The sequence below is a fragment of the Mesorhizobium sp. NPDC059025 genome, from assembly GCF_042739655.1.
GTDB lineage: Bacteria > Pseudomonadota > Alphaproteobacteria > Rhizobiales > Rhizobiaceae > Mesorhizobium.
Map to the genome: position 1 here is coordinate 216,250 of NZ_JBHYIM010000007.1, position 14,710 is coordinate 230,959.

General features: G+C 62.7%; 15 protein-coding genes and 1 riboswitch. Of the genes, 8 read left to right on the plus strand and 7 right to left on the minus strand.

The window, feature by feature from the left end:
- Complete coding sequence (gene hisC, locus ACFWYE_RS18630; protein ID WP_379065996.1) at positions 1-1,110, minus strand: histidinol-phosphate transaminase; 1,110 nt, start codon at positions 1,108-1,110, stop codon at positions 1-3.
- Between the two features lie 252 nt (positions 1,111-1,362).
- Positions 1,363-1,440, plus strand: a riboswitch (SAM riboswitch).
- Positions 1,441-1,489: 49 nt separating this feature from the next.
- Here hisC and metA point away from each other — a divergent pair.
- Positions 1,490-2,413: a homoserine O-succinyltransferase gene (metA, locus tag ACFWYE_RS18635; RefSeq protein ID WP_379065994.1), complete on the plus strand. Its 924-nt coding sequence runs from the start codon at positions 1,490-1,492 to the stop codon at positions 2,411-2,413.
- Between the two features lie 38 nt (positions 2,414-2,451).
- Here metA and ACFWYE_RS18640 read toward each other — a convergent pair whose 3' ends face one another.
- Complete coding sequence (locus tag ACFWYE_RS18640) at positions 2,452-3,309, minus strand: LysR family transcriptional regulator (RefSeq protein WP_379113377.1); 858 nt, start codon at positions 3,307-3,309, stop codon at positions 2,452-2,454.
- 146 nt (positions 3,310-3,455) lie between these two features.
- On the opposite strand from ACFWYE_RS18640, the gene ACFWYE_RS18645 reads away from it, so the two are divergent.
- Positions 3,456-5,012, plus strand: a complete 1,557-nt coding sequence (locus ACFWYE_RS18645) for an MFS transporter (RefSeq protein ID WP_379113379.1) — start codon at positions 3,456-3,458, stop codon at positions 5,010-5,012.
- Between the two features lie 52 nt (positions 5,013-5,064).
- Here the strand turns inward: ACFWYE_RS18645 and ACFWYE_RS18650 are convergent, their stop codons facing one another.
- Together ACFWYE_RS18650 and ACFWYE_RS18655 are read right to left on the minus strand one after the other, a co-directional pair.
- The gene (locus tag ACFWYE_RS18650; protein WP_379113381.1) at positions 5,065-6,939 is read right to left on the minus strand and encodes an ABC transporter ATP-binding protein/permease; all 1,875 of its coding nucleotides are present in this window, start codon (positions 6,937-6,939) and stop codon (positions 5,065-5,067) included.
- Positions 6,939-7,721, minus strand: a complete 783-nt coding sequence (locus tag ACFWYE_RS18655) for a class I SAM-dependent methyltransferase (protein WP_379065986.1) — start codon at positions 7,719-7,721, stop codon at positions 6,939-6,941. Before ACFWYE_RS18655 ends, ACFWYE_RS18650 begins: the two co-directional genes overlap by 1 nt.
- 254 nt (positions 7,722-7,975) lie before the next feature.
- Here ACFWYE_RS18655 and gloB point away from each other — a divergent pair, with 254 nt between their 5' ends.
- Positions 7,976-8,743: a hydroxyacylglutathione hydrolase gene (gene gloB / locus ACFWYE_RS18660; protein ID WP_379113383.1), complete on the plus strand. Its 768-nt coding sequence runs from the start codon at positions 7,976-7,978 to the stop codon at positions 8,741-8,743.
- A 2-nt stretch (positions 8,744-8,745) separates the two neighbouring features.
- Positions 8,746-9,165 (plus strand): cupin domain-containing protein, encoded by a 420-nt coding sequence (locus ACFWYE_RS18665; protein WP_379065982.1) that lies wholly within the window; start codon positions 8,746-8,748, stop codon positions 9,163-9,165.
- Positions 9,166-9,205: 40 nt separating this feature from the next.
- Here the strand turns inward: ACFWYE_RS18665 and ACFWYE_RS18670 are convergent, their stop codons facing one another.
- From ACFWYE_RS18670 to ACFWYE_RS18680, 3 genes are read right to left on the minus strand one after another with little or no spacing between them, the layout of a single operon-like run.
- Positions 9,206-9,880, minus strand: coding sequence for a lysoplasmalogenase (locus ACFWYE_RS18670; RefSeq protein ID WP_379113385.1), 675 nt, complete (start codon positions 9,878-9,880; stop codon positions 9,206-9,208).
- Entirely contained in the window at positions 9,877-10,767 is an 891-nt protein-coding gene (locus tag ACFWYE_RS18675) for a DMT family transporter (RefSeq protein WP_379065978.1), read from the minus strand. Before ACFWYE_RS18675 ends, ACFWYE_RS18670 begins: the two co-directional genes overlap by 4 nt.
- A gap of 29 nt (positions 10,768-10,796) precedes the next feature.
- Positions 10,797-11,582: a DUF3108 domain-containing protein gene (locus ACFWYE_RS18680; RefSeq protein WP_379073266.1), complete on the minus strand. Its 786-nt coding sequence runs from the start codon at positions 11,580-11,582 to the stop codon at positions 10,797-10,799.
- Positions 11,583-11,918: 336 nt separating this feature from the next.
- Between ACFWYE_RS18680 and ACFWYE_RS18685 the strand changes: the two genes are divergently transcribed.
- The 4 genes from ACFWYE_RS18685 to rpmB all read left to right on the plus strand — a co-directional run bounded on the left by ACFWYE_RS18685 (position 11,919) and on the right by rpmB (position 14,603).
- Complete coding sequence (locus ACFWYE_RS18685; protein ID WP_379065976.1) at positions 11,919-12,500, plus strand: biotin transporter BioY; 582 nt, start codon at positions 11,919-11,921, stop codon at positions 12,498-12,500.
- Between the two features lie 21 nt (positions 12,501-12,521).
- Positions 12,522-12,959: a DUF1284 domain-containing protein gene (locus ACFWYE_RS18690; protein ID WP_379113387.1), complete on the plus strand. Its 438-nt coding sequence runs from the start codon at positions 12,522-12,524 to the stop codon at positions 12,957-12,959.
- A 142-nt stretch (positions 12,960-13,101) separates the two neighbouring features.
- Positions 13,102-14,082 (plus strand): hypothetical protein, encoded by a 981-nt coding sequence (locus ACFWYE_RS18695; protein ID WP_379113389.1) that lies wholly within the window; start codon positions 13,102-13,104, stop codon positions 14,080-14,082.
- Between the two features lie 224 nt (positions 14,083-14,306).
- Entirely contained in the window at positions 14,307-14,603 is a 297-nt protein-coding gene (rpmB, locus tag ACFWYE_RS18700) for a 50S ribosomal protein L28 (RefSeq protein WP_379065973.1), read from the plus strand.
- The last annotated feature ends 107 nt before the right edge of the window (positions 14,604-14,710 follow it).

The window sequence follows — 14,710 nt, forward strand, 5'->3', positions numbered from 1 at the left end:
TCAGCTTTTCAGGAATTCGGTGAGTGTGGCGACCACGCCGCGATTGGCTTCTTCGGTTCCGACCGTCATCCGCAGCGCGTTGGGAAAACCGTAGCCGGCAACGCGCCGCAGGATATAGCCTCGCTCACTCAGATACCCGTCCGCTTCCGGCGCGGAATGTCTGCTGTCATCCGGGAAATGGATCAGGATGAAGTTGCCGACGCTCGGTGTCACCCGCAGGCCGAGCCGGGTCAGTTCTTCAGTCAGCCACGCCACCCACGTCTCGACATGGTGCACCGAGCGCTCGACATGGCCGCGGTCGCGTATCGCGGCTTCGCCTGCCGCAATGGCGGTGGCACTGACGTTGAAGGGATCGCGGACACGCTCGAGCGCATCGACCACATGCGCTGGTGCATAGGACCAGCCGATACGCGCGCCGCCGAGCCCATGCACCTTGGAAAAGGTGCGTGTCATCACGACATTCTCGTTGCCCGCGACCAGTTCGACGCCCGCTTCGTAGTCATTGCGGCGCACGAACTCGGCATAAGCCGCATCCAGCACCAGAAGCACGTTCTTCGGCAGACCGGCATGCAGGCGTCGCACCTCTCCGAAGGGAATATAGGTGCCGGTCGGATTGTTCGGATTGGCCAGGAATACCATCCTGGTGCGCGGCGTCACGGCAGCAAGGATGGCGTCGACGTCGACGCGCTCGTCGGCCTCCTTTGCCACCACCGGCGTTGCACCAGCTGCGAGGATAAAGATCCGGTAGGCCAGGAAGCCGTGCTCGGTGTAGATCGCCTCGTCGCCCGCGCCGAGATAGATGCGCGCCAGCAGGCCGAGCGCCTCATCGGAACCGTTGAAACACTGGATGTTGGCAATGTTGAGCCCGTGCGCATCGGCGATTGCCTGGCGCAGTCTGGTCGCCTGGCCGTCCGGATAACGTTCCAATCCGGCTGCAGCCTCCTGCGCGGCCTCGACTGCTTTCGGAGAGGGTCCGAGCGGATTTTCATTGGCCGAGAGTTTATGGACTTTGGCGACACCATGCGCGACGCCCTTGCCCGGCACATACGCCTCGATATCCATGATACCGGCGCGGGGTTGCGGGCGAAGCAGGTCGGTTGCCTTGGTCATGTCGAAAGGTCCGTGATTGATGCCTCCGGCCGGAGGCCAGAGCGTTTCCGTTTTCGCGGAAACGCTTTAAGTTTTTGTTTTCGAGGTATTTTTGTGACGCCACGTGATTCCACCTGGCTACAAAAATGCTCCAGTGGCGGAAATACCGCCCGCACCGCCGCTTGTCGAGGAAAACCGAACCGCCTGGCCCAGCGTTTGAGCGACCCGCCTCACCATCGATTGACGCCATCGCTTGGTCGGCGTATTAGCAGGACATCGATCCGTGGTGATTTGGCCGGTCGGCTTGCAGCCACGTTAAATAAGTCGCTAAAGGGCCGTTTGCGATCCGTAAACCGGCTTTGCGACAGCAATGCCGGTTTTGTTTTTTGGAGTTCGCAAAGTGCCGATCAAGATCCCCGATCAGCTCCCCGCTCGTGAAGTTCTGGTCAAGGAGGGCGTGTCCATCATGGACGAGCAGACCGCCCTGCGCCAGGACATCCGTCCCCTCCAGATCGGCCTGCTCAACCTGATGCCCAACAAGATCAGGACGGAGACGCAGTTTGCCCGGCTGATCGGCGCCACGCCGCTGCAGGTCGAACTGACCCTGGTCCGCGTCGGCAACCATAAGGCCAAGAACACCTCCGAGGAACATCTCATCACCTTCTACCAGACCTGGGAGGAAGTTAAGGATCGCAGGTTCGACGGCTTCATCATCACCGGCGCGCCGGTGGAGTTGCTGCCTTTCGAGGATGTGACCTACTGGAACGAACTGCAGCGCATCCTCGACTGGACGAAGACCAACGTGCATTCGTCGTTCTTCATCTGCTGGGGGGCAATGGCCGCTGCCTGGCATTTCCATCAAGTCCCGAAACACACGCTGGAGGAGAAGGCGTTCGGCGTCTTCCGCCATCGCAACAACGCGCCCGCCTCTCCCTATCTCTCCGGCTTCTCGGATGATTTCGCGATTCCGGTCTCGCGCTGGACCGAGGTGCGGACCGCCGACATTCCAGCGGGTTCCGGCCTGGAATTGCTGATGGATTCGGAAGAGACAGGTCCAAGCCTGCTTGCCGAGCAGGCTGGCAACCGGCTCTACATGTTCAACCACATCGAATACGACTCGACGTCGCTCAAGGAAGAATACGACCGCGACGTCAATGCCGGCGTATCGATCGCGGTGCCGCACGAATATTACCCGGACGACGACCCCAGGCGCCCGCCGCTCAACCGCTGGCGCTCGCACGCCCATCTCCTGTTCGGCAACTGGATCAACAGCGTCTATCAGACCACCGCCTACGACCTGGAAAATATCGGCAGGAAGCGCTGACCGGTAGCCTGGAGCGCGCCTGACAGGCGCGCTTCCGCCTATGCCGCTGCGGCGCGATGCTCGCGGAAGGCGCAGGCGATGGTGCGCAGCGCATCGCGCGAACGCTGATCGGTCAGCGTCGAATGCAGCACGATTTCCGAGGACGGCAACGGCGGCAGATTGAACCTGCGGGTGACTTCGACAGTACCGACCGGTGCAAGCCGCTCGGAGAATACGGCCATGGCGAGTCCCGCCGACACAGCTGCCATCACCACCGACGAGCCGCCGCCCAGGAACACCTCCGTCCAGGCGATGCCGGCATCGTCTAGTGCATGGGTGCCGATGTCGCGCACGCCACATGCCGGAGACAGGGCGGCAAGCCGTATCGGCTCGTCCGGCCGGCAACGGAAACTGGGAGCGGCGAACCAGCCGAAATGCTCAGGCCCAAGGACCTCGCCGTCGCGACGATCGTCCTCGCGCCGCACGATGGCAGCATCCAGCTCGCCGCGATCGAACGCATCGAGCAGATTGCGCGAATTGTCGACCTGTACCTCGATGGTCAGCGCGGGATCATGTTCGTTGAGCCGCGCCAGCAGGGTCGTCACCTCCGGGGCGGCGACGTGGGCTGCGATGCCCAGCGCGAAACGGCGGGCACAGGAGAAGAGCCCGGCAACGGCACGGTCATGCGCAACGAGAAAATCACGCGCAGGCTGGATGAACACCGCTCCTTCCGCTGAAAGCCGCACGTGACGCGGCGTGCGCTCGATCAGCTTGCGGCCAACCTTCTCCTCGAGGCGCTTGAGTTTCACGCTGATCGCCGCCTGGGTCGTACCCAACGCATCGGCGGCTCGGGTGAAACTCTGAAGGTCGGCAACCATGACAAAGGCCTGCACGGCCTCGACGTCTAGTGACAACATTGTCAGCATACCAATTTGTTATCTCTGAAATAGATTTACATCGCATTTTCTTATGTTCAAGCTGCAACTATCTGGAATTCGGATTTCACAACGCAATTGAGCGGCGTGGGCGTGGACATCGCCTCCGCCGGCGCCGGAGGTTTTTGATGGCTACCCCCAATACAAACGGTCTCGTGCTGGCGGCCGTGTGCCTGTCCGCCTTGATGTTCGGCCTGGAGATTTCGAGCGTACCGGTCATCCTGCCGACGCTGGAGCGTGTGCTGCAGGCCGATTTCAAGGCCATGCAATGGATCATGAACGCCTACACCATCGCCTGCACCACCGTGTTGATGGCGACCGGAACTTTCGCCGATCGCTTCGGCAGGAAATTTGTCTTCGCCATTACGGTCGCGGCCTTCGGCCTGACCTCGCTGATGTGCGGGCTGGCGCCCAACACTTCGCTGCTGATCGTCGCGCGCTTCCTGCAGGGTATGGCCGGCGGCGCCATGTTCATCTGCTCCATCGCCATTCTCTCGCATCAGTTCCAGGATGGCAGGGAACGCGGCAAGGCCTTCGCCATCTGGGGCGTGATTGCAGGCATCGGTCTCGGTTTCGGACCGATCATCGGCGGCGGAATCGTCGCCTTGTCCACCTGGCAATGGGTTTTCCTCGTACACGCACCGCTGGCGGTTCTTTGCCTGGTCCTCACCTATGCCGGCGTCACTGAATCGCGCGATCCGCAGGCCAAGAAGCTCGATGTCTTTGGCATTGTCACCCTCAGCGCTGCCGTCTTCGGCCTCGCCTACTACATCACCCAGGCCCCAGACTTCGGTGGCTTCCTGAGCCCGGCCTCGCTCGGTATTGCCGCGGCCACGATCGTCGGCTTCATCGCATTCGTGCTGGTGGAACGCTACCACACTCACCCGATGTTCGACTTCTCGGTCTTCAGGATCCGTGACTTCTCCGGCGCGATCGTCGGTTGCGTCGGCATGAACTTCAGCTACTGGCCGTTCATGATTTACCTGCCGATCTATTTTTCGGTCGGGCTGGGTTATGACAGCACCAGGACAGGTCTCGCGGTACTGGCCTATACGGTGCCTTTCCTGGTGATGCCGCCGATCGCCCAGTATCTGCTGGCGCGCTTCAACGCGCGCATCGTCATCCCGCTCGGCCTGTTCACCATCGGCCTCGGCTTCATCCTGATGTGGCTGGGTTCCGCTTCCGAGGCGGCAAGCGGCCTCACGGTGCTGCCCGGTGCGCTCGTCGCGGGCATCGGCCTCGGCCTCACCACGACGCCGGCCACCAACATGACGACCGGTTCGGTGCCGGCGAGCCGTGCCGGCATGGCCTCGGGCATCGACACCAGCGCCCGCCTGATCGCGCTCGCCATCAACATTGCGGTAATGGGGTTTGTCCTTGTCGAAGGCATCCTGCACGGCCTGAAGAAGGGCCTGCCGAACGCGACCGAAGGGGTTGACCTGCGTGCGATTGCCGAAAGGATTGCCGCCGGCAACACCAGTGCATTGCACGATGGCAGCCAGCCGGGTCTGGCGGTGCCGGCGGATGTGGTCCACTCGGCTCTGGTCGAAGGTTTCGGCTGGGTGATGCTTTATGGCGGCCTCGGCGTATGGGTCCTGGCCGCGCTGTCCTTCGCCATCTTCGGTTCCAGCAAGGCCGGGCCGATTTCGGCATCCGAAGCACGCGCGGAATCGCATATCCTCTGAGCGTGCAAGATCCGCTCGTAAACCGTCCCGCCGACAACGGGACGGTTTACGTCTAGTTCACGTGCTCGACCTTCTCGTCATCGCGATCATGCCTGGCTCCATTGCCATTGCGCTTGACGCCATTTCCGTTGCGCTTGCGCACGCGGATCACCGGTGGCGGCTCCAGCGCGCCCGCTCTTATCCGCGGCGGTCGCAGCGCCGGCAGGTCGGCGCATTTGATGATCTCGAGCGCGCGCGGGAAGAAGTTGTAGTTGTGCTGGCCACGGCCGATGTTGACGATGCCTGCCTTGGGCAGATGCTTGCCCAGCATGGCGAAGATGCGCTTGGCGATCGTGCCGCTGAACGTGTCCATCGCTTCGTCGATCACCACCCAGTCCGGCTTCTGCAGGGCGAGCCTGGCAAAAGCAACCAGCCGCTGTTCTTCCTCGCTGAGTTCCCTGTCCCAGCGGGCGTGGCGGTCAAGCGACGGCGCGAGGTGATCGAGACCGGCCTCGGCCAGAACACGCCTGGTGCTCGCATCGTCGATAGTCGTGACGCCGTCGACCAGCACCTCGCGCAGCGTGCCGGGCGCAAAATACGGCGTGCGCGGGACAAAGGCGAGATTGGCACCTGCCGGCATGCCGATGCGCCCTGCTCCCCAGGGCCACAGCCCGGCCACTGCCCGGAAGAACAGCGTCTTGCCGGCACTCGGGTCGCCGGTGATCAGCACATGCTCGCCCGGTTTGATCGTCACCGACTTCTGCGCCAGTCTCGAGCAGCCCGAGGTCGCCCCGACGATCAGGTCCTCGAACACCATGGTGCCGTCCTCGGTTTCGAACACCTCGATATGCTGCTCGTTGCCATGCAACTGATCGGTCTCCTTCAGCGCCATGCGGAAGTCGGCGACCCGCATCAGCGTGGCACGCCAGTCGGCAATGGCACCGATGTTGTTGACGAACCAGCGCAGGGAGGAATGGACCTGGTTGAAGGCGCCAACCGCCATCATCAGCCCACCGAACGTGATGTCGCCGGCGAAATAGACCGGCGCCGCCACCAGGATCGGCGCAACCACGGTGATCCAGCCATAGGTGTCCGTTACCCAGCCGAGATTGATCTGAGCGCGGAAGATCCGCATGATCGAAGCGATCAGCGCGCCGAGATCCGTCGCCAGCCGCCGTTTCTCGCTTGTTTCACCGTGCGAAAGCGCGATGGCATCGATGTTCTCGTTCACGCGAACCATTGAAAAACGCAGGTCCGCCTCGCGTGCATAGCGGTCGCTGTTCAGCCCGATCAACGGTCGCCCGACCAGCCAGCTCAGCCAGGACGCGATCCCGGCATAGAGGAACGCGGCCCAGACCATGTAGCCTGGAATGGCGATGGCATGTCCGCCTATGTTGAAGACAAACCCCGAGGACAGTGCCCAGAGCACGCCGACGAACGACACCAGCAGGATGAAGGATTGCACCAGACCGACTCCGAGATCGGTCGAAAGATCGGACAGGTGTCCGGCATCCTGTTGCATGCGCTGATCAGGGTTGACACCGATGGCTCCCGCATTGGCGACGCGGAACGCACGGTTCGGTTTCAGCCATTCCTCGATCAGGTCGATGGTCAGCGCTTCACGCAGCTTCAGGCGGAAGCGCTGATTGAGCCATTGCTGGCCGATGTTGAGCACGAGCAGCCCACCGGCAATCATCGCGAAAACGCCAAGCTGATCGAGAAAGGCGGTCAAGTCGCGCCGTTGCAGCGAATCGTAGAACGGCTGGTTCCAGCGATTGAGCAGGATCTGGCCGTAGGCCGTGGCGAGGATGATCGCGAGAATGCCAGCGCCGAAGATCAGCAGCGCACGGCGCCCTGGCGACAGGCTCAACCCCTGCCGGACCGTGGCCAGCTGATCGCGAAGGCTGCTCATTTCAGCCTGGACGGTGGTGCCGGATATCTCGCTCATCACCGTTGCGCTCCGCGAGCTCCCAACCCATCGGCCTCGTTGACCTGTCGACCGAGCCGTGTCGCACCTTGCGGGGAGAACACCGGCACGAAGACGCGGCGCGATGCGCGTTGCACCACCGGCACGCCCTGGTAGAGCCGCTTCTGCGCCGACACCGCGATGACGCCGGAGAAGATCGGCCACATCCGCCGTCCGGCGCTTTCAAAAAGCGACTGGAAGCGCATCATGAAACGGCGTTGCGAAGGGGGGAAATAAAGTCCGTCCGACCAGGCGGCCGGAGTGAAGTTCGCCTCGCGCAGCAACTCCGCGATCTGCCCACGCGAATAGGGCCTTCCGGTGCCGAACGGTGTGTGTTCGAAACGCGCCCACACACCGCGCCGGTTCGGCACGACAATGACGACGTGACCGGCCGGCGCCAGCACGCGCCAGACCTCATTCAGTGTCTCGCGTGGATTTTCCGTATGCTCCAGGGAATGGATCAGCAGCATGCGGTCGATGGAAGAATCGACCAGCGGCAGTTCCTCGTCGAAGACCAGGGCGGTTGCCGACGGGCCGGCAGGTGGCCAGATTACCGCACCTTGCGTGGCCGGCATGAAGGCAAGCGCCCGCTCCGCATCGGTGCCGAAACGCTCCAGCCAGGGCAACGCATAGCCCAATCCGACCAGCCTTTCATTGGGAACGGAGGCCCAGATCGACGAGAGTGCCATGGTGATCGAACGCTCGGCCAATTGTCCGAGCGGCGAGGCATAGAAGGAGCGCAGGTCGACAATATCCGAATGCATGGGCTGGACCGTATCTGCGGGAAGGCTGGTGTCAACAAACAGCGATGCTGATGACCGTATCTCCCGACAAGTAGGGTCGCGTCGGCATCTTTAAAGCATGTCGCGCAAAAGTGCGCGGCGGTTTTGCGATAACGACATGCGGGAGATGAAGAACCTTATGCGCAAGGAGCGAATGTGAAAGATCGCGACATGCATTAGAGGGTGACAGGAACGGCCGATCACCCTATCTGTGCGGGCGACAGAGGAGACTGGCGATGGCGATCGAAATCGAACAGTTCATGTGCCGTCAGGATAATTTCGGCGTTCTGCTGCGCGAGCCGAAAAGCGGCGCGGTGGCTCTCGTCGACGCGCCGGAGGAAGCCTCGATCTCAGCCGCCATGAAACGCACCGGCTGGACACCGAAAACCATCCTGACCACCCATCACCACACCGACCACGTCGAGGCCAACCTGACGCTGAAGCAGCGCTACAATCTTGAGATTGTCGGGCCGGAGGCCGAGAAGACCAAGATCCCCGGCATCGACCGCACCGTGAAGGGCGGCGATCGCTTCAGCCTGGGCGAAGAGACGGTCGAGGTGATCTTCACTCCTGGTCATACCGCCGGCCATGTTTCTTATTATTTTCCGCAATCCGGCGTCGTCTTCACCGCCGACACGCTGTTTGCGCTCGGCTGTGGCCGACTGTTCGAGGCGCCCGCCGCGGTGATGTTCGAATCGCTGAAGAAGCTCGCTGCACTCCCCGCCGACACAAAGGTCTATTGCGGCCACGAATACACCTTGTCCAATGCGCGTTTCGCACTGACGGTGGACCCCACCAACTCGGCCCTGAAGGAGCGCGCCACCAGAATCGAAAAACTGCGCGCCACGGACAAGCCGACCTTGCCGACGACGATCGGCGAGGAACTCTCCACCAACCCGTTCCTGCGCTGGCACGACCCGGCGATCCGCCGCCATCTCGGCATGGAAAAAGCCAGCGACGCCGAGGTCTTCGCCGAAATCCGCAAGCGCAAGGACGTGTTCTGACCATGACGCCGGCGGAAATCGTCGCAGCTCTCGACATGCAGCCGCACCCGGAAGGTGGATGGTACGTCGAGACCTTTCGCGACGCGCCGCAAGGCGGACGTGGCTTTTCGACGGCGATCTATTTCCTGCTCGAACGCGGCCAGGTCTCGGTCTGGCACCGGGTCAAGGATGCTTCCGAAATCTGGCACTATCACGCCGGCGCTCCGCTGGAACTCTCGTTGCATCGTGAGGGCCACGGCGTGACCCGGCATGTGCTGGGCGTCGACCTTGTCGCCAGCCAACGGCCGCAGATTGTCGTGCCGGCGGGCTGGTGGCAGACCGCGGCAAGCCTTGGCGACTGGACACTCGTTGGATGCACCGTTGCGCCGGGCTTCAATTTCGGCGCATTCGAAATGGCAGCGCCCGGCTGGCGCCCCTCCTAGCACATCCTTCCTGCCGAAAAATCGATGCCGATTTTCGAGGCTAAGCCGCGAGCAGAAAGCCCAGCGTGATCGCCAGTTGCGCCAGGTAGTAGAGCCCCCATACCGCGTAGCGCATCCAGACCCGATGGCGCTCCACCGCCTCGGCCAGGAACTTTTCGATCGCCAGAAGCGCGTCCGAAGCCATGAACAGGACCGCGCCCGCGATCACAAGCGCGTTGTTGGTGGTCAGCGCGGTCACGCCCATGGCGAAGATGGCGGTGACATACACAGCAACCGGGACTTTGAGGTCCGAACCGATATGCGGCCACAGCAGGCGCAGCATGCCGAGCGCGAAAACAGCCATGATCAGGGCTGCCACGATGTGCCAGGGTGCTCCGGTCAGCGCCGACAAGCCATCGCCGGCGACGGCGAACAGCGCGACATAGGCAAGATGGGCAGCGAGGAAACTGCCCAGTCCGCCGAGAAAGGCCCTGTCACCGGCTTGCGACAGGAATGCGTCGCCGAGCGCACTAAGCGCCAGCGCGGCGACAAGCAGCGCTGGGCCGCCTTGCAGGTAGGCGAGCACGGCGAGCAACGCGGTCGCAAGTGTCTTTGCAGCCGAACGTTTCCACGACGGCGCGCCGTCGAGGACGAAGGCATAAAGCACCGCTGCCACGATCGAGAAGATCAGCGTGCCGTTCGGTGTCGCTTCGATGCCACCGGGAAAGGGCATCATGCGCCGGCTCCATTCTCGACCGCCTGACGCTTGCCGAACAACAACGATTTCGCCGCCAGCACGGCGCCACCGGTGATGAGCACGCAGGCGGCAAGAATACGCAGGCTGGGTTCCGCAAAACCGGCGACGATCAGCACCAGCGTGGACAGGAGCGGCGCCGCATAGCTCGCCGCCCCCAGCACCTGGATGTTGCCGCGCTTCACGCCGATGTCCCAGGCGTAGAAGGCAGCCCCCACCGGCATCAGGCCGAGACCCATTACGGCCAGCCACTGGCCGGCATTTGCGGGCCATACGGTCTGCTCAAGCAGCAGGTGGCAGACCAGGGAGAGCACCGATGTCGCCAGGCAGAACCAGGTGACGATGGTGGTTGGCACCGATGGAAAGCGCCGCGACAGAAGCGAATAGGACGACCACAATACGGCGCACACCGCAGCCATTGCATAACCGAAGCCATAGCGGGGATCGAAGGCCAATCCGCCACCCTTTGTGACAATCAGGAAGGTGCCTGCCAGGCCGAGCAATGCACCGGCGACATGGTTCCAGGCAAGCCTCTCACCCGGCATCAGCGCCGAGCCCAGCACGATGAGCAGCGGCCACAGATAGGCGATCAGGCTCGCCTCGACCGCCGGCGCGTTGCGCAGCGCCGTGAAGTAGAAGAAATGGTAACCGAACAAGCCGCCGATGCCGATCACCCACACGATCGCCGGGATCGGCTCCGGTTTGGCAGCCGGCATGAACAGCCTGGCCGCGAGGCCGACACAGGTACCGATGGCGAAGGTGACTGCCGAAAGCTGGAAGGGCGGCATCGTGCCGGAAGCATCGGTTAGCAGAGCCAGCAAGGCCCACATCGCCACTGCCGAGAAGCCTATCAATGTCGCGCGCGCCATGCCCCCTCCGATGGCGCATCTTCGTGCGCCTAGCTCTTTGCCTCGAACCGTCGCGCCTTGACGGTGATCGTGCCGATTTCCGTGCCGACCGTGGCATGGATTGGCGCATATATCCCGGTTTGGCCGAGCGGCGCAAACGTCACCATGATCTTCGAACGGTCCCGCAGGAACTTCAACGCCTTGCGCCGCTGCGCATAGCCGGACACCGGCTGAAACGTCATCAGGCAGGTCACGGTCGGGCCCTGGTAGCCCTTCACCGCCATTTTCCCCTTGCTGACTGGCGTCAGCACCAGATTGGCGCGCATCTCGCCATCATACATCTTCACCGTGCGGCCACAGACCTCATCGAGGCTGCCGGCACGGATGACAGTAGCACCGATCGGATCGGCGACGCCCTTCAGGTCCCCGGCATCGAGCGGCAGCCAGTCGTCGCCGCGTGGCTTGGGGGGTGGCAGTACCTTGGAAGACGATACCGCGCCGGCGGAAAAGCGGATGTCGACCATCGAGACTTTCTTCCCCGAGGTGTAGTCCGCGCGGAAAGCCTGCGGCTGGATGCCGGCGCGCGAAAAGCGGCCGGATGCCGTCAACGTGCCAGTCGTGTCGTCGAAGATCAGCGCCAGTCCGGCCGCCGAGGCGCTGCCGTCTATGGTATACTTGTCGCCCTCGTAGCGGCTGTCGAAGCTTGATCGGGCCACGGTGATGCCGAGAAAGGAAATCGTGTATTCGCCGTGGAAAGCTTCCGCGGCAGGCGCCGCGGAGGTCGCCATGGTTGTGCCGGCGAGCAGGGCTGCAAGGACAAGGGTCGGGCGCGGCATCGAAACGTCGGTCCTTTCAATGTTGGCTGAAACAGCCTGGATCTCCGTGGAGCGTTTCCGTCTTTTCACGGAAACGCGGAAACGCTCCGTCTCTTTGTCTTGCCGCATGATCCTCGTCCGAGAAGTCCGCACCTTTTCGGGATCATGCTCTGACAGCTTCTCAAGCGGGCAAATCCGGCGAATATATGGGGACGCCGTCAAGGCATTTGATGATCTCGAGCATGGCTTGTCCCTCAACGCCGCAAATGCTGTTGCGTTGCACCATCAGCCTGTGAAATATGCATCCTGCAAAACGCCGCAGAGCCGGCGAACCAAAATTTGACCCGGAGAGGCCCGATGAACGCTCCCGCCGCGACTTCCACCACTTTCGTCCCCTTGCGCCTCGCCGGCCGTTCGGTTGCCGTCCAGGCAACCGCCGTCTTCCTCGGCACGCTGTTCCTCGCCGCCTCCTCCTGGATCGAGGTGCCGATGTTCCCGGTGCCGATGACCATGCAGACGTTCGCCGTCACGCTGGTCGGCGCGCTTTTCGGCTGGCGTCTCGGCCTCGTCACGGTTCTCGCCTGGCTGGGTGAAGCTGCCGTCGGCTTCCCGGTTCTCGCTGGCGGTGCCGGTGGCCTCGCCTATTTTGCCGGCCCGACTGCCGGTTACCTCGCCGCCTTCCCGATCGCCGCCGCTTTTGTCGGCTGGCTGGCCGAGCGTGGCTGGACCGCCGAAGGCCGTCTGGTTCGCAACGTCGTCGCCATGCTGGCAGGCAACGCCTTCATCCTGGTTTTCGGCACGCTGGTGCTGGCCGGCATGATCGGTGCCGAAAAGGCCTACACCTTCGGTTTCGCCCCGTTCGTGCTCGGCGGCATCCTGAAGGCCGTCCTGGCGACCGCGACCATCGAAGCCGTACGCCGCGGCAAGATCTCGCTCTGAGACCTTCTTTGCGGGGCTGACGTGACCGTCCGCATCCGCGGCCACCACCTGCTGTGCATGCTGACCTATGTCGGCAAGGGCTACAGCGAGGCCTTCACCAAGGGCTATGACAAGGTGGTGCAACGACTGAACCGCGGCGAGGACATGCTCCTCGTCGCCGGTCCTGACGATATCTGCCAACCGCTGCTGGCCGACCCTGATCCCCATTGTTTCCGCGACACCGTGCCTGAACGCGATCGGCTTGCCGCCGATGCGGTCGAGAATTTGATCGGTCGCCCGATCTGCGTTGGCGAGCGTTTTTCCCTCGATGCATCGACGATAAAGCGCATGCGCGAGGCGTTTCATGCCGGAACCACACGACAGGCTTGCCATGGCTGCGAATGGTTCGACTTGTGCAGCGGTATCGCCGGTTCCGGCTTCGAAAATGTGCGACTCAACCGCGGTCACGTCGCCCCTTAACCACCCGATGCCCTTTTCCGATCCTTGACCAACGATATGCGTTTCGCGTCGGCCAGCGATAATCTGTGCTGTTGAAATAATAGAGTACATACTCTATTATTTATGGAGATCGTTTCCTCATTGTCGAAGGCTTGTCCAGCAGATGCCGCCCGCAAAGCGCCGGCCCGTCGTGCTCGCCATATCACTCGTGCTGCTTTCACCGCTTGTCGGCGAATGGCTGCTTGGCAACCAGCCGATAACAGGCCTCGGCGGCATCATTCTGCTTGCGCCCCTATACGGATGCGGCGCGCTTCTGATCCGGGAGGCCTCCCGCCACCTCGGTCGAGGCTGGCTGACGATATTCCTCCTCGCAGCCGCCTATGCGCTGCTGGAGGAAGGTCCGATCGACCAGATGCTCTGGAACCCCCACTATGGCGGCATCGATATGGCTGCTGCCTATGCCGATACCCGCGTCGATGCGCTCGGCACCAGCCTCGGCCTCATCCAGGATGTTCTGACGCTCCACACCATCTGGAGCATCGCTGTGCCGATCGCCTTGATCGAGGCCTTCGACCCGACACCACAGCGCCCATGGCTCGGAGCGCCTGGCCTTTCCATTACGGCTGCGATTTTCGTCGCCGGCTCGGCCTTCCTGACCTACAGCCAGATCGATTCGGAAAAGTTCATTGCCACGCCGAGCCAGTTCGCCGCTGCAGGCCTCGCCATCGCCATTCTTGCGGCTGCGGCCTTCGCAGCCCCTGCACTGCCAGTCCGAACAGCAGTGGCGACACCCTCGCCACGAACAATCTGCATGGCGAGTTTTCTCCTCACCGGCGTGCTGATGGCCCGAGACTTCATTGCCGAGCTGACGTCCAAATGGTTCGTCGTCGGGCTATGGTTCGTTCCGGTCATGGCTGGCATCGTCCTCATCCTGCGGTGGTCCCGCTCCCCGCGATGGGGCTCCGCGCACAGGACCGCTCTCGCCGGCGGTGCCTTGATGACCTACGTCTGGGTCGGGTTCCTGCAGGCCCGCGCCCTGGACATCCCGGTCACAGTCGCGATGACCGGCAACATTGTCTTCGGCCTGGGCGCAATCGCCTTGTTCTTCATGGCCATGCGCACAACCAGCCGGGATGACACTTGAAAACACGGCTTTACAGATGATAGGTCGCGCAGGCATGCGGCGGATCGATGCCCGCAAGCTGTGCCCGCCAATGGTGACAGGCCGGTTCCTAAGCCGAACAACGCTTGACGCCCCCACGAAATGGCACTATGGAACGCCAACTTTTTCCTTAAGGCCGCCGAGAGCATCGCGCGCCATCTGGCGTGGCTCGAAGGTTTGGCCGGTATGAACTGAAGGTAGCAAAAATGTCCCGCGCTTGCGAACTCACCGGCAAAGCCGTCCAGACCGGCAACAATGTGAGCCACGCCAACAACAAGACCCGTCGTCGCTTCCTGCCGAACCTGGTCAATGTCACGCTGATCTCGGAAGCGCTGAACCAGAACGTGCGCCTGCGCATTTCGGCCAACGCACTGCGTTCGGTCGAGCACCGCGGTGGCCTCGACGCCTTCCTGGCCAAGGCCGACGTGAAGGAACTGTCGCAGCGCGCTCGCCTGCTGAAGAAGCAGATCGCCAAGAAGACTGCCGGCGAGATCGCTGCCTGATTGATTTCGGGCGGGGGACGACCGCCTGAGCATCGGATTGGCTGGCGCATAGCTTGAACATCCGATGCTCGAATGATGGATGCGCCGCCCGTCCCGGCCAGGCGCTC

Excerpts from the sequence above, each read along its gene's own strand:
- hisC (WP_379065996.1), bottom strand. The coding sequence starts at position 1,110 with ATGACCAAGGCAACCGACCTGCTTCGCCCGCAACCCCGCGCCGGTATC.
- ACFWYE_RS18640 (WP_379113377.1), bottom strand. The coding sequence starts at position 3,309 with ATGTTGTCACTAGACGTCGAGGCCGTGCAGGCCTTTGTCATGGTTGCC.
- ACFWYE_RS18645 (WP_379113379.1), top strand. The coding sequence starts at position 3,456 with ATGGCTACCCCCAATACAAACGGTCTCGTGCTGGCGGCCGTGTGCCTG.
- ACFWYE_RS18650 (WP_379113381.1), bottom strand. The coding sequence starts at position 6,939 with ATGAGCGAGATATCCGGCACCACCGTCCAGGCTGAAATGAGCAGCCTT.
- ACFWYE_RS18655 (WP_379065986.1), bottom strand. The coding sequence starts at position 7,721 with ATGCATTCGGATATTGTCGACCTGCGCTCCTTCTATGCCTCGCCGCTC.
- gloB (WP_379113383.1), top strand. The coding sequence starts at position 7,976 with ATGGCGATCGAAATCGAACAGTTCATGTGCCGTCAGGATAATTTCGGC.
- ACFWYE_RS18665 (WP_379065982.1), top strand. The coding sequence starts at position 8,746 with ATGACGCCGGCGGAAATCGTCGCAGCTCTCGACATGCAGCCGCACCCG.
- ACFWYE_RS18670 (WP_379113385.1), bottom strand. The coding sequence starts at position 9,880 with ATGATGCCCTTTCCCGGTGGCATCGAAGCGACACCGAACGGCACGCTG.
- ACFWYE_RS18675 (WP_379065978.1), bottom strand. The coding sequence starts at position 10,767 with ATGGCGCGCGCGACATTGATAGGCTTCTCGGCAGTGGCGATGTGGGCC.
- ACFWYE_RS18680 (WP_379073266.1), bottom strand. The coding sequence starts at position 11,582 with ATGCCGCGCCCGACCCTTGTCCTTGCAGCCCTGCTCGCCGGCACAACC.
- ACFWYE_RS18685 (WP_379065976.1), top strand. The coding sequence starts at position 11,919 with ATGAACGCTCCCGCCGCGACTTCCACCACTTTCGTCCCCTTGCGCCTC.
- ACFWYE_RS18695 (WP_379113389.1), top strand. The coding sequence starts at position 13,102 with ATGCCGCCCGCAAAGCGCCGGCCCGTCGTGCTCGCCATATCACTCGTG.
- rpmB (WP_379065973.1), top strand. The coding sequence starts at position 14,307 with ATGTCCCGCGCTTGCGAACTCACCGGCAAAGCCGTCCAGACCGGCAAC.